Here is a 25,903-nt window from a genome sequence, read left to right as displayed (position 1 = left end):
GCCTCAGCTTCCTGCACTTCCGGCTCTGAGCTCGAACACATAACCCACGGCGAACCCCAGCGCACCCACCACACCACTCACAGGGAGAACGACATGAACCGCATCATCGCCGCCCAGACCCGGGCCCGCGCGGCGCTCACCACGGTGGCGCACCGCATCGCCGGCCCGCGAGACCGTGGCGACGTGCCTGGCTGGGTCCTGATCACGATCATGACCGCCGGGCTTGTCACCGCCCTCTGGGCCATCGCCGGCCCGCAGCTCGGGCAGCTCTTCAGCGACGCCATCTCCAACGTCAAGGGCCCGTGACGCTGCCCTGCCTGGGCACGCTCCAGACCCCGGCGGCCCTGCTCGCGCGTGCCGGGCGGCGCGCCCGGCCGTGCCAACCGAGGGACCGGGGGTCCGCCATCCCCGAGTTCGTCATGGTCGCAGCCCTGCTGCTCTTCGTCGCGATGGGGGTCTTCCAGCTCGGCCTCGCGCTCTACGTGCGCAACACGCTCATCTCCTCGGCGTCCGAAGGGGCGCGTTACGGCGCGCGAGCCGACGCCTCGCCCGGCGACGGGGCCGCGCGCGCCGAGGCCCTCATCACGACCTCTCTGGGCGCCTCGTTCGCCCAGGACGTGCGCGCGGAGCGGTCGGTCACCGCATCCGGCGTACGCGTCGTCGAGGTCCAGGTGACCGCGCCACTGCCCGTCATCGGACCGGTGGGTCCGGCGGGTCTGCTCACGGTGTCGGGTCGCGCGTTCAGCGAGGAGCAGGTTGTCGCGGGAGCGACGCCGTGATCCGAGCCGAGCACCTTCTCGCCTGCGTGGCCCGCCGCCGCGCTCGGCCCCGCGTCCAGCGCCGCCTGGGCGGCCCCGTCGCCGACGACGGCCGGGCCATCATCGAGTTCATCTTCCTCGGCATCCTGCTCCTGCTTCCGTTGACCTACCTGGTCCTCACGGTCGCGCGCATCCAGGCGGCGTCCTTCTCGGCCTCGCTCGCCGGCCGCGAGGCAGGACGGGCCTTCGTGACCGCCACGTCGGACGACGACGGCCTGGCCCGGGCTCGGGCAGCAGCGTCCCTGGCGTTCGGCGACTTCTCGTTCGACCAGGGTGCGCGCGTCACGGTGACCTGCGACGGCACGCCGTGCCTGCGTCCCGAGGGGGCCGTCACGTCAGTGGCCAGCATCGAGGTGCAGCTGCCCCTCGTGCCCGACTTCATCGCCGACCACGTGCCCTCGTCGGTGACGGTCACCTCGACGCACGTCGCGTCCGTCGACAGGTTCGTGGCGCGATGACGAGCTCGTATGCCAACCGACTGGCCCGCGTCAGCCGTGTGCTTCCACGCTGCCCCCGGTTCCCGCGTCGCGCCGACGAGGGGCAGATCGGCGTGCTCGTGCTCGGCCTCTTCGTCCTCGTGGCGCTGCTCGTCCTCGGCGGGATCGACGTCACTGCCGCACAGCTGGCGCGTATGCGTCTGCTCGACACCGCCGACGCGGCGGCGCTCGATGCCGCCGACGCCCTCGACGAGCGTGCCGCCTACGAGGAGGGTGTTCTCGACCGGCTCGCCGTCACCGACGAGTCCGTCGCCACCGCGGCACGCGCGCACCTGGCTCGAACCCCACTGCCGCCGGGCATCACCTCGTGGAGCGTCGTCTCCGACACGGGTACCTCCGACGGCGCCACCGCGGTGGTGACCCTCCAAGGGACCGCCACGCTGCCCATGAGCGGATGGGTCCTCGAGTCGCTCGGCGGCAGTGTGACGATCACCGTCACCTCCCGTGCACGGGCTCCGCTGGGCTGAACCTGCCGGGCAAAAGGGGGCAGTTCGCGCAAAACGCTCACAGGGCACGCGGTCCGGCCGTAATCTCCGTCTCGACGCCCGCGCCGTCCCAGCACGTCCAAGGCCGGCCGGTGCGGTGCGTCAGGACAGGGAACCGTGGCGCCGTCCGTCGGACGGCGCCACTGGCATGTGACGCGGCCGCCGAGCCGCACGGATGAAGGAATCGAATGCACGCGTACGTCAAGAAGGCCCTCGTGGCAGCCACCGGCCTCGGTCTGGCAGTCGGCGCCCCCATCGCCGCAGCGAGCTCGGCCCAGGCCCTGCCGGCGATCATGATCTACAAGGTCCAGTACAACTCCCCGGGCTCCGACACCGGCAGCAACACGAGCCTCAACGCGGAGTACGTCGTCATCAAGAACACGACGCGGAGCAACCGGTCGATCACCGGGTGGACCCTTCGGGACAAGACGGGCTACACGTACAAGTTCCCCGCCTTCACCCTCAAGGCCGGCGCCACCGTCACGGTCCGGACCGGTCGGGGCACCGCCACGGCGACCAACCGCTACTTCGGCTACACGTGGTACGTCTGGAACAACTCCGGCGACACGGCCTACCTCAAGACCGCCGCGGGCACGACGGTCCACACCTGTTCGTGGACGAGCTCCGGCAGCGCCAAGTTCTGCTGACGAACGGCACGCCAACACGGACGAAGGCCCATCCCCTGGGGTGGGCCTTCGCCGTTACCGCCGTCACCGACAACGCGCGGCACCACCGGGAATGGTCAAGAGATCGTCAAAAATGCCTCACGCTCGGGCGAAATCGATAATTTGGACAAACAGCGCCAATCCCACCTGGCGCACGCGGCGTCCACGAGCAGGAGCACCTAGATGAAGCGGATCGTCCTCGTCGCACTCGCGACAGCCGGAGCGGTCGGAATCGCCCTCGGCCCAGCCGCACCCTCGCAGGCGGCCAAGCCGGCCCCGGCAGCCCCGACTGCCGCCTACCTGGGCCACTGGGCCACCCAGGCCGTCGTCTACGACTCGACCGGCGGCGGCAACTGGTTCCGCGTCGCCGAGGCCGTGAGCGAGTGGCGCACCGCCGGCTGGAACGTCGTCACCACGAGCGACCCGGCGCTGGCCAACATCACCGTCGTGGAGGCGGAGTCGTCCATCTTCGGGGCCGTCGGCGACGCCAGCCCCGCGAGCAGCGGCGGCGTCATCACGTCCTGCACCGTTCACCTGTCGCCGTCGTGGGCGACGATGAAGGGCGGCCAGCAGCTGGCGATCCACGAGCTGGGCCACTGCGGGGGCCTGCCCCACTCGACCTCGAGCAAGAGCTCGATGTACGCCTACACCAGCTCGTCGTCGACGCTGTCGAGCCCGACCAAGGACGACCTGAAGTGGATGGGCGCCAACTACCGGTAGGCAGTCCCGACGGGGGAGTGCCCTCACCACGACGGGCCCGCGACATCCTCACCGCGGGCCCGTCGTCACGTGCCGGCATACCGAAACAGGGGCGTACGCCGTCAGCGCGTCACGGCGTCAACGCCGTGAGGTACGCGTGCTGGAAGCGGAACTGGCGCAACGTCGCGTCCTTGTGCTGGTCCGAGCCGGACTCGAAGTTGACGTAGACCCAGTCGCTGACGGGGCCGGCCGCGCCTCGCGGCACGTTGACGATGCCCTCGCTCATGGGCGGGATCTCGATGGGCCGCCCGTAGCTGGAGGAGCCGATCTTCCTGAACTTCAGGCGGCTGTAGCAGTTGCGGCCGTAGGAGGTGCTGAAGATGTACTGCCCGTCGGCGACGACGGCTCCCTGGACCCGAGTGGGCGTGCTGATCGCCACCGGGGTGCCGGTCGGGGCCTGCGTCGAGCTGAGCTTGTAGCGCCACATCGTCGAGCTGCCGTTGAGGGCGTCGCTGAAGGTGCCGACGTAGAGGTAGCCGCCGGCAGCCGTGTTGTAGGAGCTGGCCTTGACCAACCAGCTGCCGTTCGTCTTCAGCGCCGTGTTGTGCGGTGCGAGCTCGAGCGCACGCAGGGAGAACCGGAAGAGGTTCTTGCCGCCGGAGCTCGTCGAGACCAGCAGGCTGCTGCCGGCGACGGAGACGCCGCCCATGTGCCCTTCGATCTCGGCACCGTTGGTGTACTGGACGAAGACCTTCTTGACGAGCGCACCGGTCGAGCGGTTCTTCACCGCGAGGATGTTTCGGCCCGGGAGCCACGTGTCGTCGCTCAGCGAGGTGATGAGCCAGTCCTTGGCGGGCCAGTAGGCCAGGCCCTGCGACACGTAGTCGGTGTTCGTGTACGGGATGGTCGTTCCCGCGTCGAAGTTGTTGTTGAACCACGTCAGCCCCAGCCGCGGCGGACACACCACCGCGGCCTCCGACGCGGTCGACGTGACCACTCCCATCGGAGCGACGAGCCCCACGACGGCGATGAGCCGCACGAGCGCAGCACGAATGCGCATACCACTGTCCTTCCCCTGTTCCCCTGATACCCCGGGCGGCACGGTGCTCACCCGGTGTGGGCATCCTGACCCACGAGGGCGCCGGGGGCAATGGGCAGCAGTCCCCGCCGAGCGATCACCGTGGCCGTGCACGGCTCCCGCCGTGCTGCCGTAGGCTGTTCGATCGTGGCTGTTGACTTCACGCAAGAGATCAAGGAACTGCGCGCGACGATGGATTCCGTGCGTGGGGTCACCGACCTCGACGCCCTCGGGGTCACCATCGCCGACCTCGAGAAGCAGGCCTCCGCCCCCGACCTGTGGGACGACCCCGACCAGGCCCAGCAGGTCACCAGCGCGCTGAGCCGGGCGAACTCCGAGCGTGACCGCGTCGTCAACATGGACGCCCGCATCGAGGACCTCGAGACGCTCGTCGAGATGGGCCAGGAGGAGAACGACCAGGCCACCCTCGACGAGGCCGAGCGCGAGCTGACCGCCCTGCGCAAGGACGTCGGCGAGCTCGAGGTGCGCACCCTGCTCTCGGGGGAGTACGACGAGCGCGAGGCCGTCGTCACCATCCGCTCCGGAGCCGGTGGCGTCGACGCCGCCGATTTCGCCGAGATGCTCATGCGCATGTACCTGCGCTGGGCCGAGCGGCACGGGTACCCGACGAAGGTCATGGACACCTCGTACGCCGAGGAGGCCGGCCTCAAGTCCGCGACCTTCGAGGTCAACGTGCCGTACGCCTTCGGTCACCTCTCCGTCGAGGGCGGCACCCACCGTCTCGTGCGGATCAGCCCGTTCGACAACCAGGGCCGCCGCCAGACGAGCTTCGCGGCGGTCGAGGTCATCCCGCTCATCGAGAGCGACGACTCGATCGAGATCCCCGAGAACGAGCTCAAGGTCGACGTGTTCCGCTCGAGCGGCCCCGGCGGGCAGAGCGTCAACACGACCGACTCGGCCGTGCGCATGACGCACATCCCGACCGGCATCGTCGTCTCGATGCAGAACGAGAAGTCCCAGATCCAGAACCGCGCCGCCGCCCTGCGCGTGCTCCAGTCGCGACTGCTCCTGCAGCGCAAGGCCGAGGAGGCCGCGGTGAAGAAGGAGATGGCGGGCGACGTCAAGGCCAGCTGGGGCGACCAGATGCGCTCCTACGTGCTCAACCCGTACCAGATGGTCAAGGACCTCCGCACCGAGTTCGAGACCGGCAACCCAAGCGCGGTCTTCGACGGCGACATCGACGGCTTCATCGAGGCGGGCATCCGCTGGCAGATCGGCGAGAACCGCCGGCAGGACTGAGCACCGGAGGTCCGTTTCGGCGGGCGGAGGAACCTTCTCGCTCGTAGGGTCGCGTCATCGGCTCCACCCGAGAGGCTCCGCCCATGTCTTCCCTCCACCGCCTTGTCCGGCACGCCTGCACCGCCCTGGCCGCAGTCACCGCCACCGCCCTGCTGACGATCGCGCCAGCCGTCCCGGCGTCGGCGACTCCCGCGTCCCCGGTTGCCCCGAGCGTCGTCTCCACCACGTCCGCGCCGTGCAGCAGCGTGCGCCAGATCGGTGACAAGAAGGTGGTCGCCGACCTCGGCATCCCGGCCTTCACGGTGCGCCAGTACATCGGCTGGTGCCGCGACTCCCGTGGCTCGTCCTGGATGAACTTCACCTCGGTCTACGTGTGGGACCAGTACCACTCCCGAGGCACGGCCTACCGGTCCATGGGCGGGGTCGCCGTGCGCGGCGAGCCCGACACACGCGGCTTCACCACCGGCGCCGTCCGGCAGCAGCTGAGCTACTCGGCGCCGGTGCCCACCACCGCGCTGTGCACGCAGGGCTGGGGCAAGCTGGCCCGGTCGGGTGCGGAGACCGTCCAGGGGCTGACGACGCTCGTCTGCTGACCGTCGCGTGGCCCGTGGGACGCCACGCCGGGCACGCACGTTTTCCACGGGTTTCGTCTCGCGGCCCGTAGCCTCGGAGGCGGTCCTGAGCCCCTGCCCGCGTATGCCGTCGCCACGTATGCCGTCGGGTGGCCGCCCAGCCCAGCCGCTGTCCCGCTGCCGTCCAGTACGAGTCGAGGCCCGACGCATGATCCTCTTCGAGAACGTGACGAAGACCTATCCCCGCACGACCCGTCCGGCTCTCGACGACGTCAGCCTCGAGATCCCGCGCGGCGAGTTCGCCTTCGTCGTCGGCACGTCCGGCTCGGGCAAGTCGACGATGATGCAACTGGTCATGAAGGAGCAGGACGCCACCCGCGGACGCATCCTCGTCGGCGGACGTGAGCTCGACCGCCTGCCGGAGCGCAAGGTCCCGGCCCTGCGCCGCGAGATCGGCTGCGTGTTCCAGGACTTCCGCCTGCTGCCGAACAAGACGGTCTTCCAGAACGTCGCCTATGCGCTGCAGGTGCTCGGCAGCAGCCGCGCCCGCATCCGCCAGACGGTCCCCGAGACGCTCGAGCTGGTCGGCCTCGCCGGCATGGAGAAGCGCCTGCCCCACCAGCTGTCCGGTGGCGAGCAGCAGCGGGTCGCGATCGCCCGCGCCTTCGTCAACCGGCCGCCGGTCCTGCTGGCGGACGAGCCGACCGGCAACCTCGACCCCGACACGAGCCTCGGCATCGTGCAGCTGCTCGACCGCATCAACCGCACAGGCACCACGGTCGTGATGGCCACCCACGACACGGTGACCGTCAACGCCATGCGCAAGCGCGTCGTGCGCCTCGACCGCGGCGTGCTCGTCAGCGACATGGAGGCCGGTGACTACACCACCGGCTCCATCCAGCGCATCCGGCTCGACGACGAGGCGGAGGCGCCCCGGCCCCTCGTCGCCGACGCCCCCGAGGTGCCCGACGGCTACGACGACGCCGACCCGACGGCATACGCCGGCGGTGGAGGTGGCCTCGACAACGACCCCGACGGCCTGCCGCCGATCGGCCGCGACGCCGACGCACCGCGGTCACGTGGCGGGATCTTCCGCCGGCACAAGGCCGTCCAGACGAGCGACCGCTGACCGCGAGACGGAGCCAGACACGACATGCGATTCCAGTTCCTCCTCGGCGAGATCGGCAACGGCCTGCGGCGCAACCTGTCGATGGCCGTCTCCGTCGTCATCGTCACGATGATCTCGATGTACCTGCTTGGCCTCGGCCTGATGGGGCAGCGGCAGGTCGACACCATGAAGGACTACTGGTACGACCGCGTCCAGGTCACCGTCCTGCTGTGCGCCGAGAAGACCCGCTTCACCAACTGCGCGGGTGAGGCGACCACCGAGGCACAGCGCGAGGCGATCAAGGGCGAGCTCGAGGCGCTCAAGCCGACGGTGAAGGAGGTCTACTACGAGTCGCGCGACGAGGCGTACGAGCGGTTCAAGCAGACCTACAAGAACTCTCCGCTCGCGCGGGCGGGGGAGTCCTACTTCGCCGACTCCTACCGTGTGAACCTCAACGACGCCGGGAAGTTCGACGTCGTCGCGAGCTCGATCAAGGGCATGCCCGGGGTCGCCGACGTGCAGGACCAGAAGAAGCTCCTCGAGAAGTTCTTCACCTTCATGAACACCGTCTCGTGGGCCGCCATCGCGCTGTCGTCGCTCATGGTGCTCGCCGCGGTCATGCTCATCTCGACGACGATCCGGCAGACCGCGTTCAGCCGACGCCGCGAGACCGGGATCATGCGCCTCGTGGGCGCCTCGAACTTCACGATCCGCTTCCCGTTCGTCATGGAGACCGTGCTCTCGAGCGTCCTCGGCGCGGTGCTCGCCATGGGCATGCTCTGGGCCACGGTGCGCTACGGCGTCGTCGGCTTCCTCAGCCAGACCCTCACCGACACGGCCTTCATCGGGGTGGCCGACGTCTTCTACGTCGCGCCCTTCGTCGTGCTCGGCGTGGTCGTGCTGTCCAGCCTCACCTCGTGGGTGACGCTGCGGCGCTACCTGCGCGTCTGACGCCGGCGACCCCCGCCGAGCCGGCCGACTCCGGCGACCTGGCGACTCAGCCACCCCGAGACCCAACAAACCGACGGATCGGCGCAATCGTCCCGAACCCTCCCCAACGCGAGTGGCGTGTGGTACCAATGACACATATGTGGCTCATGAGGCGTTCTTCGTTGCGCAGGCCAGCGACCAGTTTGACGGCCGCCGGCCTCGTCGTCGCGTGCACCGTCTCGGTCGGCACGGGACTCGCCGCGCGCGCCGACTCGGTCTCCGACCAGAAGAAGCGCAACGACAAGCGCATCGCCGCGCTCGGCCAGCAGCTCGAGGGCACCAACGCCGCCCTCGCCCGGGCCTACGTCAACCTCGAGCGCACCAACGCCGCTCTCCCGGTCGCGCAGCAACGGGTCGTCTCCGCGCAGGCCACCCAGGCGCGCGCACAGGCCGCGCAGGTGGCCGCCGAGGCCACCGAGGCCCGTGCGATCGACGCCGAGGCGAAGGCCCGCGCGCACAACGAGGACGTCGCCCAGAAGCTTGCGGTGGCCCAGGCCAACGAGCAGCGCGCCAAGGAGCGCCTCGCGAAGAGCGCGACCGACCTCGTCTCCAGCCAGGACGCCCTCGACTCCTACGCGGCTGAGGTCTTCCAGGGCTCCAGCCAGGAGTCGCAGCTCGGCATGGTCTTCGGGTCGACGTCTCCGCAGGACTTCGCCGACCGCCTCGTCATGGCCGACACCGCGAGCGCCGTCGCGAGCGACACCATCGACACGCTCGCCGCCATGACGGCCGACAACACCTCGACCCGCTCCTACCTCACCTCGGTGCGCGGCGAGATCGCCGCGCTGAAGCGGCAGGCCGAGGCGGCCCTGCGTGGTGCCGAGGCGGCCGCAGCCGCGGCGACCGACGCCAAGAACCAGGCGATCGTCGCGAAGAACAACGCCATCACCGCCGCCCAGAACGCCGCGGCGGCCAAAACGCAGCTCGACCAGCTCAAGTCGAAGCAGTCCACCTACGCCGCCGACCTCGCGGTGCAGCGCAAGAGCGAGGCAGCCGACCTCTCCGCCGCCCGCGCCGAGTCGGCCCGCCTGCAGGCCGTCCTCGTCGAGCGCGCACGGCAGGCCCGTATCGCGGAGCAGAAGCGGTTGGCCAAGCTCCGCGCCGAGCGGGCGGCCAAGATCCGCGCCGAGCGAGCCAAGGCGGCCGCGGCCAAGAAGCGCGGCCAGGTCTACGTGCCGAAGACGCCGCCGCCGGTCCAGAACACCGACAACACCCCGTCGAACTACCTCACCTACCCCGCCAACGGGCCGACGACCTCCGGGTTCGGCATGCGCTGGCACCCGGTGCTGAAGAAGTGGATGCTCCACGACGGCCTCGACTGGGGCATCGCCTGCGGCACCCCCGTGTATGCCGCCGCGCCGGGTGACGTCATCCGAGCCGGCTGGCGGGCGAGCGGCTGGGGCAACCAGGTGGTCATCGACCACGGCATGCATCGTGGAGTCGACCTGGTGACGACCTACAACCACCTGACCAGCATCGTGAAGTTCGGCGGCAGCGTGCAGCGCGGCCAGCTCATCGGCTACTCCGGCACGACCGGCTACTCGACCGGCTGCCACCTGCACTTCGGCACCTACGAGGACGGCACGCCGGTCGACCCGCGCAAGTGGCTCTGAGCCGTGGTGCCTCCCGGCACCGAAACCGGCTCTGAGAACAGCACACCTTCGGGGTAGCGTTGTCGCGCCGACCGCGCCCGCGGCCAGGCAGACCAGTGCAGCCCGATGTCGGAAGGACGGTCCGGTGCCCAAGGAGAAGGGGCGGTCGCTCATCGCGAGCAACCGCAAGGCCCGACACGACTACCTCATCGACGACACCTTCGAGGCCGGCATCGTGCTGTCCGGCACGGAGGTCAAGGCGCTGCGGATGGGACGTGCCTCGCTCGTCGACGGCTTCGCGATGTTCACCGGCGACGAGCTCTACCTCGAGAACGTCCACATCCCCGAGTACCTCAACGGCACGTGGAACAACCACGCACCGCGCCGCAAGCGCAAGCTGCTCCTGCACCGCGCCGAGCTCGAGAAGATCGCGCACAAGACACGTGAGAGCGGGCGCACCATCGTGCCGCTGTCCCTCTACTTCAAGGACGGCCGCGCCAAGGTCGAGATCGCGATCGCGACCGGCAAGAAGGAGTACGACAAGCGGCACGCCCTGCGTGAGCGGCAGGACAACCGCGAGGCCGACCGGGCGATGAGCGCGGCCAACCGCCGCCGCTGACCCGGTCTGCCCGGCCCGTCGGAACCTCGCGCGCCCGGTGCGCGTCCGGTGTGAGGATGCAGGGACAACGACCTGGAGGGACCCGATGAGCGGATCGAGCGGATCGAGCGGTTCGAGCGTGCGGCGTGGCAGGCGCCTCGGAGTCCTGGCGTTGCTCCTGGCCGCCGCCGTGCTGCTGGCCGGTCCGGGGCTGAGCGCCCGGGCGGCCGGGGGCGAGGGCATGGACTCCTTCGCCGCGGTCTACGACCTCCAGCCCGACGGCAGCATGAAGGTCACCGAGACCATCACGTGGCGCTTTCCCACCGGCACCGAGAAGCACGGCATCTTCCGCAACATCGTCGTGCGCATGGGCTGGAACGACGAGGCCGACCGCTACCGGTTCTTCGACCTCACCGACGTCGACGTCTCGAGCCCGAGCGGTGCGCCCGCCGCGTTCCGGGTGAGCGACAACGGTGCGTCGAAGGAGATCCGCATCGGCTCGTCCAACGAGTTCACCAGTGGCACGCAGGTGTACGAGATCCACTACACGCTGCACGACGTGTTGAACCCGATCACCGTCGACGGCCAGCCCGCGACGGGCACAGCGCCCGCCGACACGGTGGAGCTCTACTACAACGTCTTCGGCCCCAACGAGCTCACGGATCGCGACCGCGTCTCGATCACGGTCAACGCCCCGACCGGGTCGACGAAGGTCGCCTGCTACCAGGGCGTCACCCGGTCCGACACCCCGTGCCAGGCCACCTCGGGTGACCCCGCGAAGTTCTCGGCGCAGGGCCTGACGTCGGGCGAGGCCATGTCGGTGCTCGCCTCCTACCCGGTGTCGGCCTTCGGTGACGTGCGCGCCGACGTCCGTCAGGGCAGCTCGGGCTCGTCGGTCGGCTCGGCCGCCGCGCCGGCCGCCAATGCGGCCGCGTGGCTGGGCGGCATCGGCGCCCCGGTGCTCGCGCTGGCGGTGATGGGCACCCTCGTGTGGACCCGCGGCCGCGACGAGCGCTACGCCGACGTCACGCCGGGGCTCACCCCGTCGTTCGGCACCGGAGCCACGGGTGACGGCACGCCGAGCGCCGCGACGGTCCGCGGCGGGTCGACCACGATCGCCGTGCAGTTCCAGCCGCCGAAGGGCGTGCAGCCGGGCATGGTCGGCACGATCATCGACGAGACCGCCAACCCCATCGACGTCTCGGCGACCCTCATCGACCTCGCCGTGCGTGGCTTCCTCCGCATCGAGGAGAACGACGCCGGCGGCATGTTCAGCCGCACGGACTGGACACTCACCCGGCTCGTGCCCCCGGCGACCGAGCGCCTCCTGCCCTACGAGCGCCAGCTGCTCGACGGCGTCTTCTCGAGCCGTGGCGACACGGTCCGTCTCTCCGAGCTCAAGAACACGTTCGCCAGCACTCTCAAGCGCATCCAGTCTGAGATGTACCAGGAGGTCGTCACCCGCGGTTGGTTCCGCTCGTCGCCGCAGACGCAGCGCGGTGTCTGGCAGGGCCTCGGCCTCGTCATCGCGGTGCTCGGTGGTCTGGTGCTCTTCTACGGTCGCCCCGCGCTCAGCGCGGTCCTCGGCGGTGGCTTCACCGGTGGCATCGCGCTCGGGGTCGGCCTGGTCCTGTCGGGTCTGATCGTGTGGCTCCTCGGGGGCCGGATGGCGGCCAAGACGGCCGAGGGCTCGGCCGTGCTGGCCCAGTCGCTCGGCTTCAAGGAGTACCTCACGACCGCCGAGGCGGGGCAGATCGAGTTCGAGGAGGCGAGCAACATCTTCAGTCGCTACCTCCCGTATGCCGTCGTCTTCGGTGTCGCCGACCGGTGGGCCACGACGTTCGCCGACGTGGCGCGGGCGGCCGAAGCCGCGAACCAGCCGCTCATCATGCCGACCTGGTACGTCTGGAGCGGCAGCACCTTCCCCGACTTCACGAGCATCGCCAACGGTGTCGACTCGTTCTCGACGACCTCGACCGGCACGTTCACGTCGACGCCGGGCTCGTCCGGCTCGTCAGGGTTCTCTGGCGGGGGCGGGTTCTCCGGCGGCGGCGGCGGGGGCTCCTCCTCCGGCTCCTGGTAGTCCGATCGGGTCCACGCGGGGGCCGGGGGCGACGCGTCGTGACGCCAGGGCGAGCAGGGCGCCGACCCCCGCGACGACTCCGCAGAGCGGCCAGAGCAGTCCCGGCCGCGCGGCATACACGATGCCACCCAGCGGCGCAGACAGCATGCTCCCGCTGGTGGCGGCGCCGGTGTAGAGGCCCTGGTAGCGCCCGACGAGGTGCGCTGGGGCGGCATCGAGCACGTGGGCCGTCGCGGTCGTCTTGTAGAGGATCTCGCCGGCCGTGAGCACGACCATCCCGGCGACCGCCGCGACCCCGACCCCGAGCCACGTGAGGCCGAAGACGACGAAGCCGGCCGCGACGAGCGCGTAGCCCGTCGCGATGATGGGCACCGCGGGGCGGCGGCGCAGCCAGAGGGCGACCGGGATCTCGAGGGCGAGGATCAGGCCCGAGCCGACGGCGATGACGGCGGTGTAGAGACCCAAGGGCTGACCCGCGTCGCGGAGGTGGAGCGGGAGGGTCGAGTACAGCTGTCGGTAGACGAGGTCGACGAGGACGACAGCGGGCAGCAGCAGCCAGAGGGAGCGGTCGGCGCGCACGGCCCGCCACAGGCCGCTCGGCGTGGCAGGGTCGCGCAGCACCGGGACCTCGTCCGGCAGGAAGCGGGAGGTCACGTGACGCAGCACCAGGGTGAGCGCACCGTCGATGACGAAGAGCGCGTCGTAGCCGCGACTCGCCAGCAGCGCCCCGAGCGGTGGCCCGATGACGAAGCCGGCGTTGGATGCCGCACGGCTCACGGCCACCGACGACCGTCGCGAACCGGCCGGAACGGCGAGGGCCGCGAGCGCACCCTGGCTCAGGGAGGCCAGCGCGCCCAGGTAGCCGGTCACCGGCATCGTGGCCGCGAGCAGCCACATGGGCTGCCAGGGGATGAGCAGGGTGAGTGCGCCAACGACGGTGGCGGAGAGGAGCAGGACACGACGATGGCCGTGCCGGTCGCCGAACCGGCCCCCGGTGAGGTTGCCCAGCAGGGCGCCGACGCCGTTCGACCCCGCGATGACGCCGGCCGGCACGACGTCGAGTCCACGCGGGCCGGTGAGGTAGAGCACGAGGAAGAGCATGAGGAACGCGCTGGCCGAGCTGACGAACCGGCCGGCGGCCAGCACCCAGACGACGCGGGGGAGATCTCGCAGCTCTCGCACGCGACCATCCGACCACAGTAAGTCTCCTTTGGAAACTCGGTTACGCTGGGACGGTGACGAGACGGCAGACCCGGCCCGACGACCCGTGCGGCATCGCGCAGGCCGTCGGGGTGCTCGGAGACCCGTGGAGCCTGCTCGTGCTGCGCGACGTGGCGGGCGGCCGCACCCGGTTCGACGAGCTGGTGGGCGAGACGGGCATCTCGCGCAAGGTGCTCACCCAGCGGTTGTCCGCGCTCGTCGCCGACGGGGTGCTCGAGCGGCGGCCGTACTCCGACCGGCCGCCCCGCAACGAGTACCTCCTCACCGACCTGGGACGTGCCGCGCTGCCCGTGCTGGGAGCGTTGCAGGAGTTCGGCGACACCTGGCTGCTCGGTGACGGCAGCGCCCGGGCGAACGCAGCTGAGGAGTCCAACGAGGCCGTACGCGTGAGATCGCTTGTCGGAGAGGTGATCCCGCAGCTCCATTCCCTCGACCCCGTGACGGAGCACCCCTTCACCGTCGTCTACTGCTATCCGGGCAACGCCTTCCCCGGGGCCGACGAGATCCCCGGCGGCGTCGGCTGCACCCTCGAGTCGTGCACGTACCGTGACCGTCTGGCCGAGCTGGCCGACCTCGGTGCCGGTGTCGTCGGCGTCTCCACGCAGCGCCCCGGCGAGCAGGCGGAATTCGCCGCGGCGAACGACATCCGGTTCCCGCTCCTGTCCGACGCCGACCTCGAGCTGACCACCTCGCTGCGCCTGCCCACCTTCCGAGCCGGTGGCACGACGAGACTCAAGCGGCAGACCCTCGTCGTCGACCGTGAGCGCGTCGTGCGCGCGACGCTGTTCCCGATCCCCGACATCACGGGCTCGGTCGGCGACGCGATCGAGATCGTCCGCCGCCTGCACGACGCCGCACCCGACGGCGTCAGCGCACGCGGGTGAGCCTTCCGAAGGCTCCGTCACCGAGCTCCGTGCGGTAGGCGAGCACGTTCTCGCCCATGACGAAGAGCTCGCCAGCCTCGTGGGGCACGCACGAGGGTGAGCTGCCGGGTGCGTACGTCCTGGTGCCGAACTCGAAGACCGGACCGTCGGTGACCTTCACGAGCGTGAGGTTGCCGACGCAGGCGGGCGCGTCGGTCGAGAGGGTGCCGCAGGGCTCTCCCTCGGAGCACGAGTCCGTGACGACGAGGGTGATGGGCATCCGCTGCGCACCCACCCGGGCGAGACCGGTCCACGTGCCGGCCAGCTGCTCGAGGGCTGCCGCCCTCGGCGGAGGCACAGGCGCGGGCGCCGGTGTGAGGACGGCGTCGTCGGCCGTCGTGCTGGGCTTCGAGGCGGTGGCCGCGATGTTCGACGAGGCGCCCGGTGGGAGGTCCGGAGCGGTGGCAGCCGGTGGCAGCAGGCGGGTCAGCACGCTGACTCCGCCCGTGATGGCGAGCGCGCACAGCGCCATGACGAGGGCCCAGCCGGCCGCGCTGAGTCCAGGTCCGCGCCCCGACCCGGCCGCGGACCTCCCTGGCTGCTGCCGACCGACCATGACGCACCTGCCCAGATGTCCCGACCGTTCGAGCGTACCCACGCCTGGGCGGCCGCCACAGGTGAACAGCGGGTATGCCGGCCCGCCCCCACGCGCGGGCCGGGCGGGATGGTGCCCCTCAGCCGATGACGACCAGCAGGTCGCCACCTTCGACCTGTTGGTGGGCGCCGATCGCCACCCGTGAGACCGTGCCGCCGGAGGGGCTGGTGATGCTCGCCTCCATCTTCATGGCCTCGATGGTGGCGACGACGCCACCCGGCTCCACGGTGTCGCCCTCGGCGACCGCGAGGGTCACGACACCGGCGAATGGTGCGGCCACCTGACCCTTCGCGCCGGGATCGGCCTTCTCGGCCGACTTCACGTCGGCCTCGACCGACCGGTCGCGCACCTGGATGGGACGGAACTGGCCGTTGAGGGTGCACATGACGGTGCGCATGCCCTTCGAGTCGGCGTCGCCGACCGACTGGACGCCGATGAGCAGCCGTTTGCCCTGCTCGATCTCGACCTCGTACTCCTCGCCCGGCTCGAGGCCGTGGAGGAACTCGACCGTGCCGAGCACGGAGAGGTCGCCGTAGGCCTCGCGCGATCCCTCGAACTCCGACGTCGGGCCCGGGAAGAGCAGCTGGTTCAGCGTGCGTCGTGGCGCCTGGTCGAGGTCGTGCTCCTGCTGCGCCGACAGCTCCGTGAGGCGCGGCCTGGACTGCCGCCCGGCCAGGGCCTTGGTGCGGAACGGCTCGGGCCAGCCGCCGGGAGGGTCGCCGAGCTCGCCGTTGAGGAAGCCGATGACCGAGTCGGGGATGTCGTACTTCTGCGGGTCGTCCTCGAAGTCCTGCGGGTCGGCCCCGGCACCGACGAGCGCGAGCGCGAGGTCACCGACGACCTTGGAGCTCGGCGTCACCTTGACGACGTTGCCCAGGATGCGGTTCGCGGCGGCGTACATGTCCTCGATGGCCTCGAAGCGGTCGCCGAGACCGAGGGCGATCGCCTGCTGCCGCAGGTTGCTCAGCTGACCGCCGGGGATCTCGTGGAAGTAGACCCGGCCGGTGGGGGAGTCGAGGCCCGACTCGAACGGCTTGTAGAGGTGGCGCACCGCCTCCCAGTAGGGCTCGAGCGCGAAGACCTGCTCGATGTCGAGGCCGGTCGGTCGCGCGGTGTCGTCCGTCGCGGCCACGAGGGCCGACAGTGAGGGCTGGCTCGTGGTGCCGGCCATGGTCGCCGTGGCGGCGTCGACGGCGTCGACGCCGGCGTCGATGGCCGCGAGCAGCGTGCCGATCTGCCCGCCGGCCGTGTCGTGGGTGTGCAGGTGAACGGGCAGGTCGAAGCGCTCGCGCAGGGCGGTGACGAGCCGTGCGGCGGCAGGGGCACGGAGGAGCCCCGCCATGTCCTTGATGGCCAGCACGTGGGCGCCCGTCCCCACGATCTGCTCGGCGAGGCGCAGGTAGTAGTCGAGCGTGTAGAGCTTCTCGCCCGGCGACATGAGGTTGCCGGTGTAGCAGAGCGCGACCTCCGCCACCGCGGTGCCGGTCCCGAGCACCGCCTCGACGGCAGGGCGCATCTGCGACACGTCGTTGAGCGAGTCGAAGATGCGGAAGATGTCGAGTCCGGTGGACGCCGCCTCGCGCACGAACGCGTCGGTGACGGCGGTCGGGTAGGGCGTGTAGCCGACGGTGTTGCGCCCGCGCAGCAGCATCTGCAACGGGATGTTGGGCATCGCCTCGCGCAGCGCTGCGAGCCGTTCCCACGGGTCCTCGGCGAGGAAGCGCAGGGCTACGTCATAGGTCGCGCCGCCCCACGCCTCCATGGAGAGCAGCTGCGGCGTCAGGTGCGCCACATGCCGGGCGACGTGCAGCAGGTCCCGAGTCCGCATGCGAGTGGCGAGGAGCGACTGGTGGGCGTCACGGAAGGTCGTGTCGGTGACGGCGACGTCGTTCGCCTCGCGGAGGGCCCGCGCGAACGCCGCCGGTCCGTCGGCGACGAGCCGGTCCCGCGAACCGTGCGGCAGGGGCGTGTCGGGCAGCTGGGGGAGTTTGTGGCGTGGGCGAACTCGCGTCGTCACGGGTCCGTTGGGCTGGTTGACGGTGACGTCGGCGAGGTAGCTGAGCAGCTTGGTCGCCCGGTCTGCACTGACGCGGGCCGCCAGCAGCTCGGGTCGCTGGTCGATGAACGAGGTCGTCGCCAGGCCCTCCTGGAACACCGGGTCGCTGAGCACCGCCTCGAGGAAGGGGATGTTGGTCGAGACGCCGCGGATGCGGAACTCCGCCAGCGCGCGCTGGGCCCGCCGCACCGCGATCGGGAACGTCATGCCGCGACACGTCAGCTTGACGAGCATCGAGTCGAAGTGGGCACTGACCTCGGCGCCGACGAAGACGGTGCCGCCGTCGAGGCGCACCCCGCTGCCGCCGGCCGAGCGGTACACGGTGATGGTGCCGGCGTCGGGACGGAACCCGTTGGCGGGATCTTCGGTCGTGATGCGGCACTGAAGCGCGAAGCCCTTGGTGCGGATGTCGTCCTGGCGCAGCCCGAGCGATGCGAACGTCTCACCCGACGCGATCTGCATCTGCGTCACCACCAGGTCGATGTCGGTGACCTCCTCGGTGACCGTGTGCTCGACCTGGATGCGCGGGTTCATCTCGATGAAGACGTAGCGCCCGTCCTCGCCGAGCAGGAACTCGACGGTGCCGGCGTTGACGTAGCCGATGGACCGGGCGAAGGCGACCGCGTCGGCACACATCCGCTCGCGGATCGTCGCGTCGAGGTTGGGTGCGGGCGCGATCTCGACGACCTTCTGGTGGCGCCGCTGCAGCGAGCAGTCGCGCTCGAAGAGGTGGACGGTCTCGCCGGTGCCGTCGGCGAGGACCTGCACCTCGATGTGCCGCGGGTTGACGACCGCCTCCTCGAGGTAGAGGGTCGGGTCGCCGAACGCCGACTCGGCCTCGCGCTGAGCGGCTTGGAGGGCGTCACGCAGCGCCGCCTTCGACTCGACGCGACGCATGCCGCGGCCCCCGCCTCCGCTGACGGCCTTGACGAAGACCGGGAAGCCGATCTCGTCGGCGGCGGCCCCGAGGGCGTCGAGGTCGGTGCCCGGCTCAGAACCGCGCAGGGTCGGCAGCCCCGCGTCGCGAGCGGCCGCGATGGCGCGTGCCTTGTTGCCGGTCAGGTGAAGCACCGAGGCGGGCGGCCCGATGAAGGTGATGCCGGCGGCGTCGCACGCCTCGGCGAGGAGCGGGTTCTCCGAGAGGAAGCCGTAGCCGGGGTAGATGGCGTCGGCGCCGGCCTCGACGGCCTGGGCCACGATCGCCTCGTGGTCGAGGTAGGCGCGGACGGGGTGCCCCGGCTCGCCGATCTGGTAGGCCTCGTCGGCCTTGAGGCGGTGCTCGCTCTTGCGGTCCTCGTAGGGGAAGACCGCGACGGTGCGGGCGCCGAGCTCGGTCGCGGCTCGGAAGGCCCGGACGGCGATCTCGCCTCGGTTGGCGACGAGGACCTTGCGGAACATCGGACCTCCAGGTCGGGGCTGCTCGGTGGTCCACGACGACCACGTCCCGAAGCCTAGTGGCGCCTTCGAGACGACGGACAAGGGCGACACAGGGCGGGACGGTGGCGGGCACGCTCGCAGGGGAGGCTCGCAGGGGACGCTCGGGGAATGGCTTGGACCGGCCGAGCGTTTCTCCTGCATACTGTGGACTCCACTCCGGTGGAGCTGCAGGTTGAGAAGTGAACAGCGTGACGTGGACACCCCCATGGGGGTGATCGGTTTCGACGGTGGTCGACACATCAGGGGAAGCGGGTCGAGGATGCAGGGTTATCTCGTAAACGCTCCTTGCACAACAATAGGTGCCAATTCTTCGCGCACCGACTTCGCCCTCGCCGCCTGAGCGAGCCTCGAAGTCTGTCAGCCTGAGCTAGTTTCCGACTCAGTGTCTGGCATCAGCTAGGAAACTTGCTGCGCAGTCATGTTGGGGGGCTGCGCGGGACTCTTACTCAACTGGGCCTGTCAGGGGACGCGTGCGTGCGAGCCCTGGGGCCGAGAAAAGCCATAGCGCACTGCACCCGGAGAAGTCCTGGTCTCTCGTCATCGGACGCGGGTTCAATTCCCGCCACCTCCACCACCTCGTGGTGGCCACGTCACGCTGTCACGACTCGATCCGGCCGACCCGACGCGTCACGACTTCACGCGCGTCAGCACGTAGTGCCCGTCGGTCTTGGTGAACGTCGCCCGCACCGTCACCTTCGCGCCGTTGAGCGTCAGGTGGCAGTCGGTGTGCGTGCCCACCTTGAGGTTCGGGAAGTTCGCGCACGTGACGCCCGAGACCTTGTCGGTCGGGGAGTTGGCCTTGGCCCGCGCCACGATTCGGGCAGCCAGGGCCTTGCCGCTCGTCGCCGGGTTGAAGACGACCACGGACGGTGCAGCCGTGACCGTCGTCGTGACGGTGGGCGCCGCGCTCGGGGAGCCCTGTGCGCAGGCACCGAGCGCCATCGCACCGACAGCCCCCACGCCGACGGCCACCGCGTACTCCCGCATTCGCCCACGCATCCGTGCCTCCCCGCGCCACCCGGTGTCCACGCTGGAGTCAAGTATCGCGGCGTCGGCGTCGGCGCACAGCCGAAACGGCCGAGTACGCCAAGAGGGCGCACTGTCAGACTGGAGCCCTCTTTGCGTATGCCGTGTGGCCGTCGAGCGTCGTCGGCCTCAGGCCTGCCGTCAGGCCTGCTCTTAGCCCGCTCTCAGGCCTGCTCGGGGGCCGTCGCGGCCGCGCCGGCCTCTGCGGCCATCTGCTCCTTGATCGGAGCCATGTCGAGGTTCTTGACCTGCTCGATGACGTCCTGGAGCGCCGACTGGGGAAGCGCGCCGGGCTGGGCGAAGACGAGCACACCCTCCTTGAAGGCCATCAGGGTCGGGATCGAGGTGATGTTGGCTGCCTGGGCGAGCGACTGCTCGGCCTCGGTGTCGACCTTGCCGAACACGATGCCGTCGTTGTCGCCGCTCTGCGACGCCGCGTCGTAGACCGGCGCGAACTGGCGACACGGGCCGCACCAGGACGCCCAGAAGTCGACCAGCACGATGTCGTTGTCGAGGACGGTCTTCTCGAAGGACTGCGCGGTCAGGTCAGTGGTAGCCATGTCTCTCCCAACGGATCAGCGGTGGTGGGTATTCCGTGCGTGGCCGGGCCCGCGCCGGCTCAGACCAGCTGCCAGGTGACCGTGACGCTCGCCACGAGCTCGAGGTCGCCGCCCTCGACCGGCATCCCGCCGGCCGCATCGGCCGCGACGGCCATGAACTTCGACCGCCGCCCCTCGAACGGCATCACGCCGCCCTCGGCCACCCCGAGAACATCGCCGAGCTCGGCACCCGACAGGCCGGCATACTGCCGCGCCTTGTCGAGAGCGTCGGCGAACGCGCCGTCGCGGGCGGCGCGGAGTCCGTCGGAACGGTCGGCCACGTCGAGGCGCACCGAGTCGACGAGCAGGGCGTTCCCGACGGCGGCGGCTGCGGCCTCGAGGATCTCGCCCACCGCCTCGAGCTGGCGCACGGTCACGCCGAGCCGCTGCTGCGCGGTGAATCCGACTGCCGTGCCGGTGTTGTCCCAACGCTGGTTCACGCCCGCGTCGAGAGTGCGGATGTCGGCATCGGCGACGCCGCGGTCGCGCACGACGGCGCCGACCTTCCTGATGCCGTCGGTGGCGCCGGCCAGTGCGGCTGCGACGTCGTCGGCGTCATGGCCGACGCGCAGGTCGAGCCGCACCACGTCGGGGGAGACCGATGCGCGGCCGCTGCCGTTGACCGTCACCGTGCGCTTGCCCATGGCTGTCCTCTCGTCGACCGCCGGGGCGGCTCGTGGTCCTCGTCGCAACCTACCTAGACTCCGGAGACATGACGAGCCCTCGACGTGACCCTCGTGACCTGGCGGTGCGCGGGCCTGAGCGCGGCTCTCGGGTGCTCGTCACGCTGGCGGGCCTGGCCGTGGTCGTGCAGCTCTGCGTCCTGTACTGGCCGGTGGTGACGATCGAGGGGCCCGTGAGCTGGACCGACAAGGTGGTCCACCTGCTCGTCTTCGCGGTTCCGACGTATGCCGTGGCCAGGGCCATCGGGTCGGTGCGCACGGCGGTCATCGCGTTCGCGCTGCATGCCCCCGTCAGCGAGCTCGTGCAGCATTTCCTGCTGCCCGGACGCTCCGGCGACGTCTGGGACGCCGTGGTCGACCTCGTCGGGGTGGGCGTCGCCGCGGCAGCGCTCGTGGTCGGGGCGCGGCTGCGCCGCTGGTAGACTGGCGGGCATCCGACTCCGAGGTCTCCTCGGATCACGACGGACGAGATGGCGCCGGGGATGCCCGGCGGGCAGGCTCGTCCGACGGGGTGACGCCCCACCGGAAGCCCGCGCAGACAGCGCGGCCCGGCACCGACGCGGAGCGGATCCGAACACCGGACGGCACAGATGCCGGGCACCGGTACACATGGGGCGCAGACACTTCTGCGCCTGAGGCTCGTCTGCATGGTCGTGTTGTGACTCACGGCTCGAGGCGAAGTCTGCATCGAGTCCAAGAGAGTTGAATACGCAATGCCCAAGAACACCCCCTCCGGCGCGCCCAAGAAGGCCCGCTGGTCCACCGAGAAGAAGTCCGCGGCGGCCAAGAAGCCGCACCGTGGTCAAGGCGGCCAGGGCGGACCGAAGTCCGGCTCCTTCTCCGGTCCCAAGAGCTCACGCCCGACCTCGTCGGGCACCTCCCACGTAGGGGGTCGCGAGTGGCGTGCCCCGCGCGACGAGCACCGCTCGTTCGACCGCCGCGACGACCGCGGTGAGCGCCGTGACGACCGTGGCGGCTACCAGCGCCGTGATGACCGCGGTGACCGCCGTGACGACCGCGGCGGCTACCAGCGCCGTGATGACCGCGGCGACCGCGGCTTCCAGCGCCGTGATGACCGTGCCTCGTTCGAGCGCCGTGACGACCGCGGCGAGCGTCGCTCGTTCGACCGCCGTGATGACCGTCCCTCGTTCGAGCGTCGTGACGACCGCGGCTTCCAGCGTCGCGATGACCGTGGCGGCTTCCAGCGTCGTGACGACCGCCCGTCGTTCGAGCGCCGTGACGACCGTGGCGAGCGTCGCTCGTTCGAGCGTCGCGACGACCGTGGCGACCGCGGCTTCCAGCGCCGTGATGACCGTCCGTCGTTCGAGCGCCGTGACGACCGCGGCTTCCAGCGTCGTGACGACCGCCCGTCGTTCGACCGCCGTGACGACCGCGGCGACCGCGGCTTCCAGCGTCGTGACGACCGCGGTGACCGGGGCTTCCAGCGTCGTGACGACCGCGGTGACCGGGGCTTCCAGCGTCGTGACGACCGCGGTGACCGGGGCTTCCAGCGTCGTGACGACCGTCCCCGTTTCGATGACCGCGCACCGGTGAGCTTCGAGGACGCCGAGGCCGAGCGCATGGACGCCGACAACTGGACCAAGGCCACCCGCGCCGACATCTCCGACGGCCCCGTCGCCGTCGAGGCCGACAACGGCTTCACCGCCCTGGGTCTCCCGGAGCGCGTCGTCGAGCGCCTGGCCCGTGAAGGCATCACCTCGCCGTTCCCGATCCAGACCGCGACGATTCCCGACGCCCTCGCCGGCAAGGACGTCCTCGGTCGGGGCCAGACCGGCTCCGGCAAGACGCTCGCGTTCGGTCTGCCCCTCATCGCGCGGCTGCTCGAGGCCGACCTGCAGCGTCGCCCGCGCAAGCCCCACGCCCTGATCCTGACGCCGACCCGTGAGCTCGCGATGCAGATCTCCGACGCGCTCGAGCCTCTCGTGCACGTCGTCGGCCTCCGCCACAAGCTCGTCGCGGGCGGTCTCAGCTACACGACCCAGATCAACGCCCTCAACAAGGGCGTCGACATCCTCATCGCCACCCCTGGCCGCCTCAACGACCTGCTCGAGCGCGGCGCCGTGGAGATGGACGACATCGCCATCACGGTGCTCGACGAGGCCGACCACATGGCCGAGATGGGCTTCATGGCCGAGATCACGACGACCCTCGACAAGATCCCGGCCGACGGTCAGCGCCTGCTGTTCTCGGCGACGCTCGACCGCGGCATCGACGCCCTCGTCGAGAAGTACCTCACCGACCCGGTGACGCACTCGACGAACGACGCCACCGCCTCGGTCGAGGGCATGGACCACCACGTCCTGCTCATCGACCCGCAGCACAAGAAGGTCATCACGGCCGAGGTCGCCAACCGCGACGGGCGCACCGTCGTCTTCTGCCGCACCAAGCTGGGCGCCGACCGCATCGCACTGCAGCTGCGTGAGCAGGGTGTCATGGCTGCCGCGCTGCACGGTGGGCTCAACCAGGGCCAGCGCAACCGCGTCCTCGGCGCCTTCCGTGACGGCACCCTCCCGGTGCTCGTCGCCACGGACGTCGCCGCCCGCGGCATCCACGTCGACGACGTGTCGGTCGTCCTGCAGGTCGACCCTCCGGCCGACCACAAGGACTACCTGCACCGCTCGGGCCGCACGGCCCGCGCCGGTGACAAGGGCACCGTCGTGACCCTGGCGCTGCCGCACCAGCGCAAGACGATGGAGCGTCAGCTCAAGGACGCCGGGCTCGAGATCTCGCCTGTCCGGGCCACGCCCGGCGACGCGATCATCGCGGCCACCGGTGCGACGACGCCCAGCGGTGTCGCCATCGCCGAGGACGACTTCCAGCGCCTCATCGCAGGTCCGAAGCAGCACCGTCGAGGGCCGGCCGGCCCGCGCGGCCCGCGCCAGGGCCAGCGTGGCGGCTCGCGCCCGCACCACGGTGGCGGCCGCGACGACCGTCGTGGTCGTCGCGGTGAGCGAGGCGACGGTCTCGTGTCTCGCTGGAGCGACGACGACCGTGGCGGTCACCGGGGCGCTCGCTTCTGACGGGTCGCCGTTGTGGAAGGCTGTGCTCCGTGAGCTCGACGTTCCACACCGGCCGCCTGCTCGTGGCGACACCGTCCGTCGAGGGTGACGTCTTCCACCGGTCCGTCATCCTCATGCTGCACCACGACGACGGCGGAGCCCAGGGCGTCGTGCTCAACAAGCCGCTGACCGCTGAGGTCGACTCCGTGCTGCCGGGCTGGCAGCGCGTCGTCACGGCCCCGCACGTGCTCTTCCAGGGTGGACCCGTGTCGACCTCGTCGGCCCTGGGCCTCGTGACCGTCCCCGGCGACGAGCCCGAACCGCTCGGCGTGAAGCGGCTGTTCGGCTCGATCGGGCTCGTCGACCTCGACGTGCCGACCCCGGTGGTGGCGGCCGAGCTCGCCGGCCTGCGGATCTTCGCCGGCTACTCCGGCTGGGAGGCCGGCCAGCTCGAGAACGAGATCGCCCGCGGCGACTGGTACGTCGTCGACGCAGAGGTGCGCGACGCGTTTACCTCCCACCCTGGGACCCTCTGGCGCGAGGTGCTCCGTCGACAGCGCGACAGCCTCGCGTACGTCGCGAACTTCCCCGACGACCCCTCGATGAACTGAGGTGGGCGTCACCCCCGGACCCGCGCCCGCGGCAGAGCGGCAGCCCGAGGCCCGAGCATCGACCAGGCGAGTTGCCTTCGTCGACAGCGGCCTCGGGCTCCTCGGCTACGCCGACGCGCTGCGTTCGGTGCGCCCCGATCTCGGGCTCGTGCTCTCGCTGGACCCCGACAACATGCCCTACGGCCCGCGAACGCCGGACGAGGTGCGCACGCTCATCCTCGCGTCGGCGCGGGCGACCCTCCCGTATGCCCCTGACGCCATCGTCGTGGCCTGCAACACCGCCTCGGTGCACGGTCTCGGCGCCCTGCGCGCGGAGCTTGAGCCGGGTGTGCCGGTGATCGGCACCGTGCCCGCCATCCGCCCGGCCGCAGCCGCCGGCGGGCCGGTCGCGGTCTGGTCCACCGCCGCGACGACCTCGAGCGACTACCTGCGTGGCCTCATCGACGCGTTCGCCGCCGACGTCGAGACGTATGCCGTGGCTGCGCTCGGCCTCGCGGAGGCCATCGAGGCGGGCGACGCCCACCTCGTCGACGAGTGCATCGCGTATGCCGCGTCCCAGACTCCCGCGGGCGTGCGCTCGCTCGTGCTCGGCTGCACCCACTATGGGCTCGTCGTCGACCGCATCGTCGCCGCACTGGGCGAGGGCGTCGTCGTGCACGACTCCCCGGTCGCGGTCGCCCGACAGACCCTGCGCCGCATCGGTCTCGAGCCCGACCCCTCCGCAGGTGCCGGCGGTGCCGAGAGGGCCGGGGGCGGTGTGGAGGCGGTGCTGCTGAGTGGCAGACCGGCCGCGATGCCTGCGTCGTGGCGCGCCTACCCGGCGGGGGAGCGGCTCCTCGGGAGCGCGGCAGGGCGGCATACACTCTCGTCATGAGCACGATGCCTCCCGACCCTTTCGAGCCGGAGCCGCTGCGTCGCACGAGCACCGCCACGATCGAGCGCGAGGAGGTCCGTGAGGAGCTCCAGGAGCCTGGCGACCACGAGCGCTTCTCGCACTACGTGCGCAAGGAGAAGATCCTCGAGAGCGCCCTGTCGGGTGAGCCCGTCGTCGCGCTCTGCGGCAAGATCTGGGTGCCCGGGCGCGACCCGCAGAAGTTCCCGGTCTGCCCGGTCTGCAAGGAGATCTACGAGGGTCTGCGCGACCCCCAGGACGGCGGCGACGGCGACAACGGGGACGCCTGACCTCCTCGCCAGCGCTGCTGACGAGCACGGCTCGCAGTGCGATTCCTTACGGCTTCTTTACTCGCGGTGGCTCCGCCGCTGACGCTCGCGTACCTATCGTCGCTG

Annotated in this window: 26 protein-coding genes and 1 other RNA gene; 20 read left to right on the top strand and 7 right to left on the bottom strand. The window is 70.7% G+C overall.

The annotated features are described in order from the left end of the window. Window positions 1-93: 93 nt before the first annotated feature. The 6 genes from AC1DE0_RS15850 to AC1DE0_RS15825 all read left to right on the top strand — a co-directional run bounded on the left by AC1DE0_RS15850 (window position 94) and on the right by AC1DE0_RS15825 (window position 3,185). Window positions 94-306, top strand: a complete 213-nt coding sequence (locus tag AC1DE0_RS15850; protein WP_478102249.1) for a hypothetical protein — start codon at window positions 94-96, stop codon at window positions 304-306. After that, window positions 303-779 (top strand): TadE family protein, encoded by a 477-nt coding sequence (locus AC1DE0_RS15845; RefSeq protein ID WP_478102245.1) that lies wholly within the window; start codon window positions 303-305, stop codon window positions 777-779. The genes AC1DE0_RS15850 and AC1DE0_RS15845 overlap by 4 nt, the downstream gene beginning before the upstream one ends. Next, a complete protein-coding gene (locus AC1DE0_RS15840; protein WP_478102242.1) occupies window positions 776-1,276 on the top strand; it encodes a pilus assembly protein in 501 nt (166 codons plus the stop codon). Before AC1DE0_RS15845 ends, AC1DE0_RS15840 begins: the two co-directional genes overlap by 4 nt. Further along, on the top strand, window positions 1,273-1,782 hold the full coding sequence (locus tag AC1DE0_RS15835) for a pilus assembly protein TadG-related protein (RefSeq protein ID WP_478102240.1): 510 nt from the start codon (window positions 1,273-1,275) through the stop codon (window positions 1,780-1,782). The genes AC1DE0_RS15840 and AC1DE0_RS15835 overlap by 4 nt, the downstream gene beginning before the upstream one ends. A gap of 206 nt (window positions 1,783-1,988) precedes the next feature. Beyond that, window positions 1,989-2,447 carry a lamin tail domain-containing protein gene (locus AC1DE0_RS15830; RefSeq protein ID WP_478102238.1) on the top strand — a complete coding sequence of 153 codons (459 nt, stop codon included), beginning with the start codon at window positions 1,989-1,991 and terminating at the stop codon, window positions 2,445-2,447. Between the two features lie 201 nt (window positions 2,448-2,648). Continuing rightward, on the top strand, window positions 2,649-3,185 hold the full coding sequence (locus AC1DE0_RS15825) for a matrixin family metalloprotease (protein ID WP_478102235.1): 537 nt from the start codon (window positions 2,649-2,651) through the stop codon (window positions 3,183-3,185). A gap of 109 nt (window positions 3,186-3,294) precedes the next feature. Here the strand turns inward: AC1DE0_RS15825 and AC1DE0_RS15820 are convergent, their stop codons facing one another. Continuing rightward, entirely contained in the window at window positions 3,295-4,224 is a 930-nt protein-coding gene (locus AC1DE0_RS15820) for a hypothetical protein (protein WP_478102233.1), read from the bottom strand. A gap of 165 nt (window positions 4,225-4,389) precedes the next feature. Here AC1DE0_RS15820 and prfB point away from each other — a divergent pair, with 165 nt between their 5' ends. From prfB to AC1DE0_RS15785, 7 genes are all read left to right on the top strand, one after another. Beyond that, a complete protein-coding gene (gene prfB / locus AC1DE0_RS15815) occupies window positions 4,390-5,502 on the top strand; it encodes a peptide chain release factor 2 (RefSeq protein ID WP_478102231.1) in 1,113 nt (370 codons plus the stop codon). Window positions 5,503-5,585: 83 nt separating this feature from the next. Then, window positions 5,586-6,095 carry a hypothetical protein gene (locus AC1DE0_RS15810; protein WP_478102229.1) on the top strand — a complete coding sequence of 170 codons (510 nt, stop codon included), beginning with the start codon at window positions 5,586-5,588 and terminating at the stop codon, window positions 6,093-6,095. A gap of 187 nt (window positions 6,096-6,282) precedes the next feature. Next, a complete protein-coding gene (gene ftsE / locus AC1DE0_RS15805) occupies window positions 6,283-7,203 on the top strand; it encodes a cell division ATP-binding protein FtsE (RefSeq protein WP_478102227.1) in 921 nt (306 codons plus the stop codon). A gap of 24 nt (window positions 7,204-7,227) precedes the next feature. Then, on the top strand, window positions 7,228-8,133 hold the full coding sequence (gene ftsX / locus AC1DE0_RS15800; RefSeq protein WP_478102225.1) for a permease-like cell division protein FtsX: 906 nt from the start codon (window positions 7,228-7,230) through the stop codon (window positions 8,131-8,133). Window positions 8,134-8,294: 161 nt separating this feature from the next. Further along, window positions 8,295-9,785, top strand: coding sequence for a peptidoglycan DD-metalloendopeptidase family protein (locus AC1DE0_RS15795; protein ID WP_478102223.1), 1,491 nt, complete (start codon window positions 8,295-8,297; stop codon window positions 9,783-9,785). Window positions 9,786-9,909: 124 nt separating this feature from the next. After that, complete coding sequence (gene smpB, locus AC1DE0_RS15790; RefSeq protein WP_478102221.1) at window positions 9,910-10,383, top strand: SsrA-binding protein SmpB; 474 nt, start codon at window positions 9,910-9,912, stop codon at window positions 10,381-10,383. A gap of 85 nt (window positions 10,384-10,468) precedes the next feature. Beyond that, complete coding sequence (locus AC1DE0_RS15785; RefSeq protein ID WP_478102219.1) at window positions 10,469-12,445, top strand: DUF2207 domain-containing protein; 1,977 nt, start codon at window positions 10,469-10,471, stop codon at window positions 12,443-12,445. Here the strand turns inward: AC1DE0_RS15785 and AC1DE0_RS15780 are convergent. Beyond that, window positions 12,377-13,627, bottom strand: coding sequence for an MFS transporter (locus tag AC1DE0_RS15780; protein WP_478102217.1), 1,251 nt, complete (start codon window positions 13,625-13,627; stop codon window positions 12,377-12,379). The two genes, AC1DE0_RS15785 and AC1DE0_RS15780, sit on opposite strands and share 69 nt — an antisense overlap. 53 nt (window positions 13,628-13,680) lie before the next feature. Between AC1DE0_RS15780 and AC1DE0_RS15775 the strand changes: the two genes are divergently transcribed. Then, window positions 13,681-14,550: a winged helix-turn-helix transcriptional regulator gene (locus tag AC1DE0_RS15775; RefSeq protein ID WP_478102215.1), complete on the top strand. Its 870-nt coding sequence runs from the start codon at window positions 13,681-13,683 to the stop codon at window positions 14,548-14,550. Here the strand turns inward: AC1DE0_RS15775 and AC1DE0_RS15770 are convergent. Together AC1DE0_RS15770 and AC1DE0_RS15765 are read right to left on the bottom strand one after the other, a co-directional pair. Then, entirely contained in the window at window positions 14,534-15,145 is a 612-nt protein-coding gene (locus AC1DE0_RS15770) for a hypothetical protein (RefSeq protein ID WP_478102213.1), read from the bottom strand. The two genes, AC1DE0_RS15775 and AC1DE0_RS15770, sit on opposite strands and share 17 nt — an antisense overlap. 118 nt (window positions 15,146-15,263) lie before the next feature. Beyond that, window positions 15,264-18,638 (bottom strand): pyruvate carboxylase, encoded by a 3,375-nt coding sequence (locus AC1DE0_RS15765; RefSeq protein WP_478102211.1) that lies wholly within the window; start codon window positions 18,636-18,638, stop codon window positions 15,264-15,266. A 246-nt stretch (window positions 18,639-18,884) separates the two neighbouring features. Here AC1DE0_RS15765 and ssrA point away from each other — a divergent pair. Next, window positions 18,885-19,251: a transfer-messenger RNA gene (gene ssrA / locus AC1DE0_RS15760) on the top strand. A gap of 53 nt (window positions 19,252-19,304) precedes the next feature. On the opposite strand, the gene AC1DE0_RS15755 is transcribed toward ssrA, so the two are convergent. The 3 genes from AC1DE0_RS15755 to AC1DE0_RS15745 form a co-directional block, all read right to left on the bottom strand. Beyond that, complete coding sequence (locus AC1DE0_RS15755; protein ID WP_478102209.1) at window positions 19,305-19,676, bottom strand: DUF4333 domain-containing protein; 372 nt, start codon at window positions 19,674-19,676, stop codon at window positions 19,305-19,307. 191 nt (window positions 19,677-19,867) lie between these two features. Next, window positions 19,868-20,263 carry a thioredoxin gene (gene trxA / locus AC1DE0_RS15750; RefSeq protein WP_478102207.1) on the bottom strand — a complete coding sequence of 132 codons (396 nt, stop codon included), beginning with the start codon at window positions 20,261-20,263 and terminating at the stop codon, window positions 19,868-19,870. Window positions 20,264-20,322: 59 nt separating this feature from the next. After that, window positions 20,323-20,946 carry an SIMPL domain-containing protein gene (locus AC1DE0_RS15745; protein WP_478102205.1) on the bottom strand — a complete coding sequence of 208 codons (624 nt, stop codon included), beginning with the start codon at window positions 20,944-20,946 and terminating at the stop codon, window positions 20,323-20,325. A 68-nt stretch (window positions 20,947-21,014) separates the two neighbouring features. Between AC1DE0_RS15745 and AC1DE0_RS15740 the strand changes: the two genes are divergently transcribed. The 5 genes from AC1DE0_RS15740 (at window position 21,015) to AC1DE0_RS15720 (ending at window position 25,798) form a co-directional block, all read left to right on the top strand. Beyond that, entirely contained in the window at window positions 21,015-21,407 is a 393-nt protein-coding gene (locus tag AC1DE0_RS15740) for a VanZ family protein (RefSeq protein WP_478102203.1), read from the top strand. A 291-nt stretch (window positions 21,408-21,698) separates the two neighbouring features. Next, the gene (locus tag AC1DE0_RS15735) at window positions 21,699-24,026 is read left to right on the top strand and encodes a DEAD/DEAH box helicase (RefSeq protein ID WP_478102201.1); all 2,328 of its coding nucleotides are present in this window, start codon (window positions 21,699-21,701) and stop codon (window positions 24,024-24,026) included. A 29-nt stretch (window positions 24,027-24,055) separates the two neighbouring features. Continuing rightward, complete coding sequence (locus tag AC1DE0_RS15730) at window positions 24,056-24,616, top strand: YqgE/AlgH family protein (RefSeq protein ID WP_478102199.1); 561 nt, start codon at window positions 24,056-24,058, stop codon at window positions 24,614-24,616. 1 nt (window position 24,617) lies between these two features. Further along, entirely contained in the window at window positions 24,618-25,490 is an 873-nt protein-coding gene (locus tag AC1DE0_RS15725) for a glutamate racemase (protein WP_478102197.1), read from the top strand. Next, window positions 25,487-25,798, top strand: coding sequence for a DUF3039 domain-containing protein (locus tag AC1DE0_RS15720; RefSeq protein WP_478102195.1), 312 nt, complete (start codon window positions 25,487-25,489; stop codon window positions 25,796-25,798). Before AC1DE0_RS15725 ends, AC1DE0_RS15720 begins: the two co-directional genes overlap by 4 nt. Window positions 25,799-25,903: the final 105 nt, after the last annotated feature.

It is taken from the genome of Terrabacter sp. 05T424 (assembly GCF_056396225.1).
Note: the sequence above shows the minus strand (reverse complement) of the source record. Positions and strands in the feature narration are given on the sequence as shown.

Bases quoted from the DNA above. Each gene is read 5' to 3' on its own strand.
- AC1DE0_RS15745 (WP_478102205.1), bottom strand. From the start codon at position 20,946: ATGGGCAAGCGCACGGTGACGGTCAACGGCAGCGGCCGCGCATCGGTC.
- AC1DE0_RS15735 (WP_478102201.1), top strand. From the start codon at position 21,699: ATGCCCAAGAACACCCCCTCCGGCGCGCCCAAGAAGGCCCGCTGGTCC.
- AC1DE0_RS15720 (WP_478102195.1), top strand. From the start codon at position 25,487: ATGAGCACGATGCCTCCCGACCCTTTCGAGCCGGAGCCGCTGCGTCGC.
- AC1DE0_RS15755 (WP_478102209.1), bottom strand. From the start codon at position 19,676: ATGCGTGGGCGAATGCGGGAGTACGCGGTGGCCGTCGGCGTGGGGGCT.
- ftsE (WP_478102227.1), top strand. From the start codon at position 6,283: ATGATCCTCTTCGAGAACGTGACGAAGACCTATCCCCGCACGACCCGT.
- AC1DE0_RS15850 (WP_478102249.1), top strand. From the start codon at position 94: ATGAACCGCATCATCGCCGCCCAGACCCGGGCCCGCGCGGCGCTCACC.
- trxA (WP_478102207.1), bottom strand. From the start codon at position 20,263: ATGGCTACCACTGACCTGACCGCGCAGTCCTTCGAGAAGACCGTCCTC.
- AC1DE0_RS15765 (WP_478102211.1), bottom strand. From the start codon at position 18,638: ATGTTCCGCAAGGTCCTCGTCGCCAACCGAGGCGAGATCGCCGTCCGG.
- AC1DE0_RS15835 (WP_478102240.1), top strand. From the start codon at position 1,273: ATGACGAGCTCGTATGCCAACCGACTGGCCCGCGTCAGCCGTGTGCTT.
- AC1DE0_RS15830 (WP_478102238.1), top strand. From the start codon at position 1,989: ATGCACGCGTACGTCAAGAAGGCCCTCGTGGCAGCCACCGGCCTCGGT.
- AC1DE0_RS15810 (WP_478102229.1), top strand. From the start codon at position 5,586: ATGTCTTCCCTCCACCGCCTTGTCCGGCACGCCTGCACCGCCCTGGCC.
- AC1DE0_RS15825 (WP_478102235.1), top strand. From the start codon at position 2,649: ATGAAGCGGATCGTCCTCGTCGCACTCGCGACAGCCGGAGCGGTCGGA.
- AC1DE0_RS15785 (WP_478102219.1), top strand. From the start codon at position 10,469: ATGAGCGGATCGAGCGGATCGAGCGGTTCGAGCGTGCGGCGTGGCAGG.
- AC1DE0_RS15770 (WP_478102213.1), bottom strand. From the start codon at position 15,145: ATGGTCGGTCGGCAGCAGCCAGGGAGGTCCGCGGCCGGGTCGGGGCGC.
- AC1DE0_RS15740 (WP_478102203.1), top strand. From the start codon at position 21,015: ATGACGAGCCCTCGACGTGACCCTCGTGACCTGGCGGTGCGCGGGCCT.
- ftsX (WP_478102225.1), top strand. From the start codon at position 7,228: ATGCGATTCCAGTTCCTCCTCGGCGAGATCGGCAACGGCCTGCGGCGC.
- AC1DE0_RS15820 (WP_478102233.1), bottom strand. From the start codon at position 4,224: ATGCGCATTCGTGCTGCGCTCGTGCGGCTCATCGCCGTCGTGGGGCTC.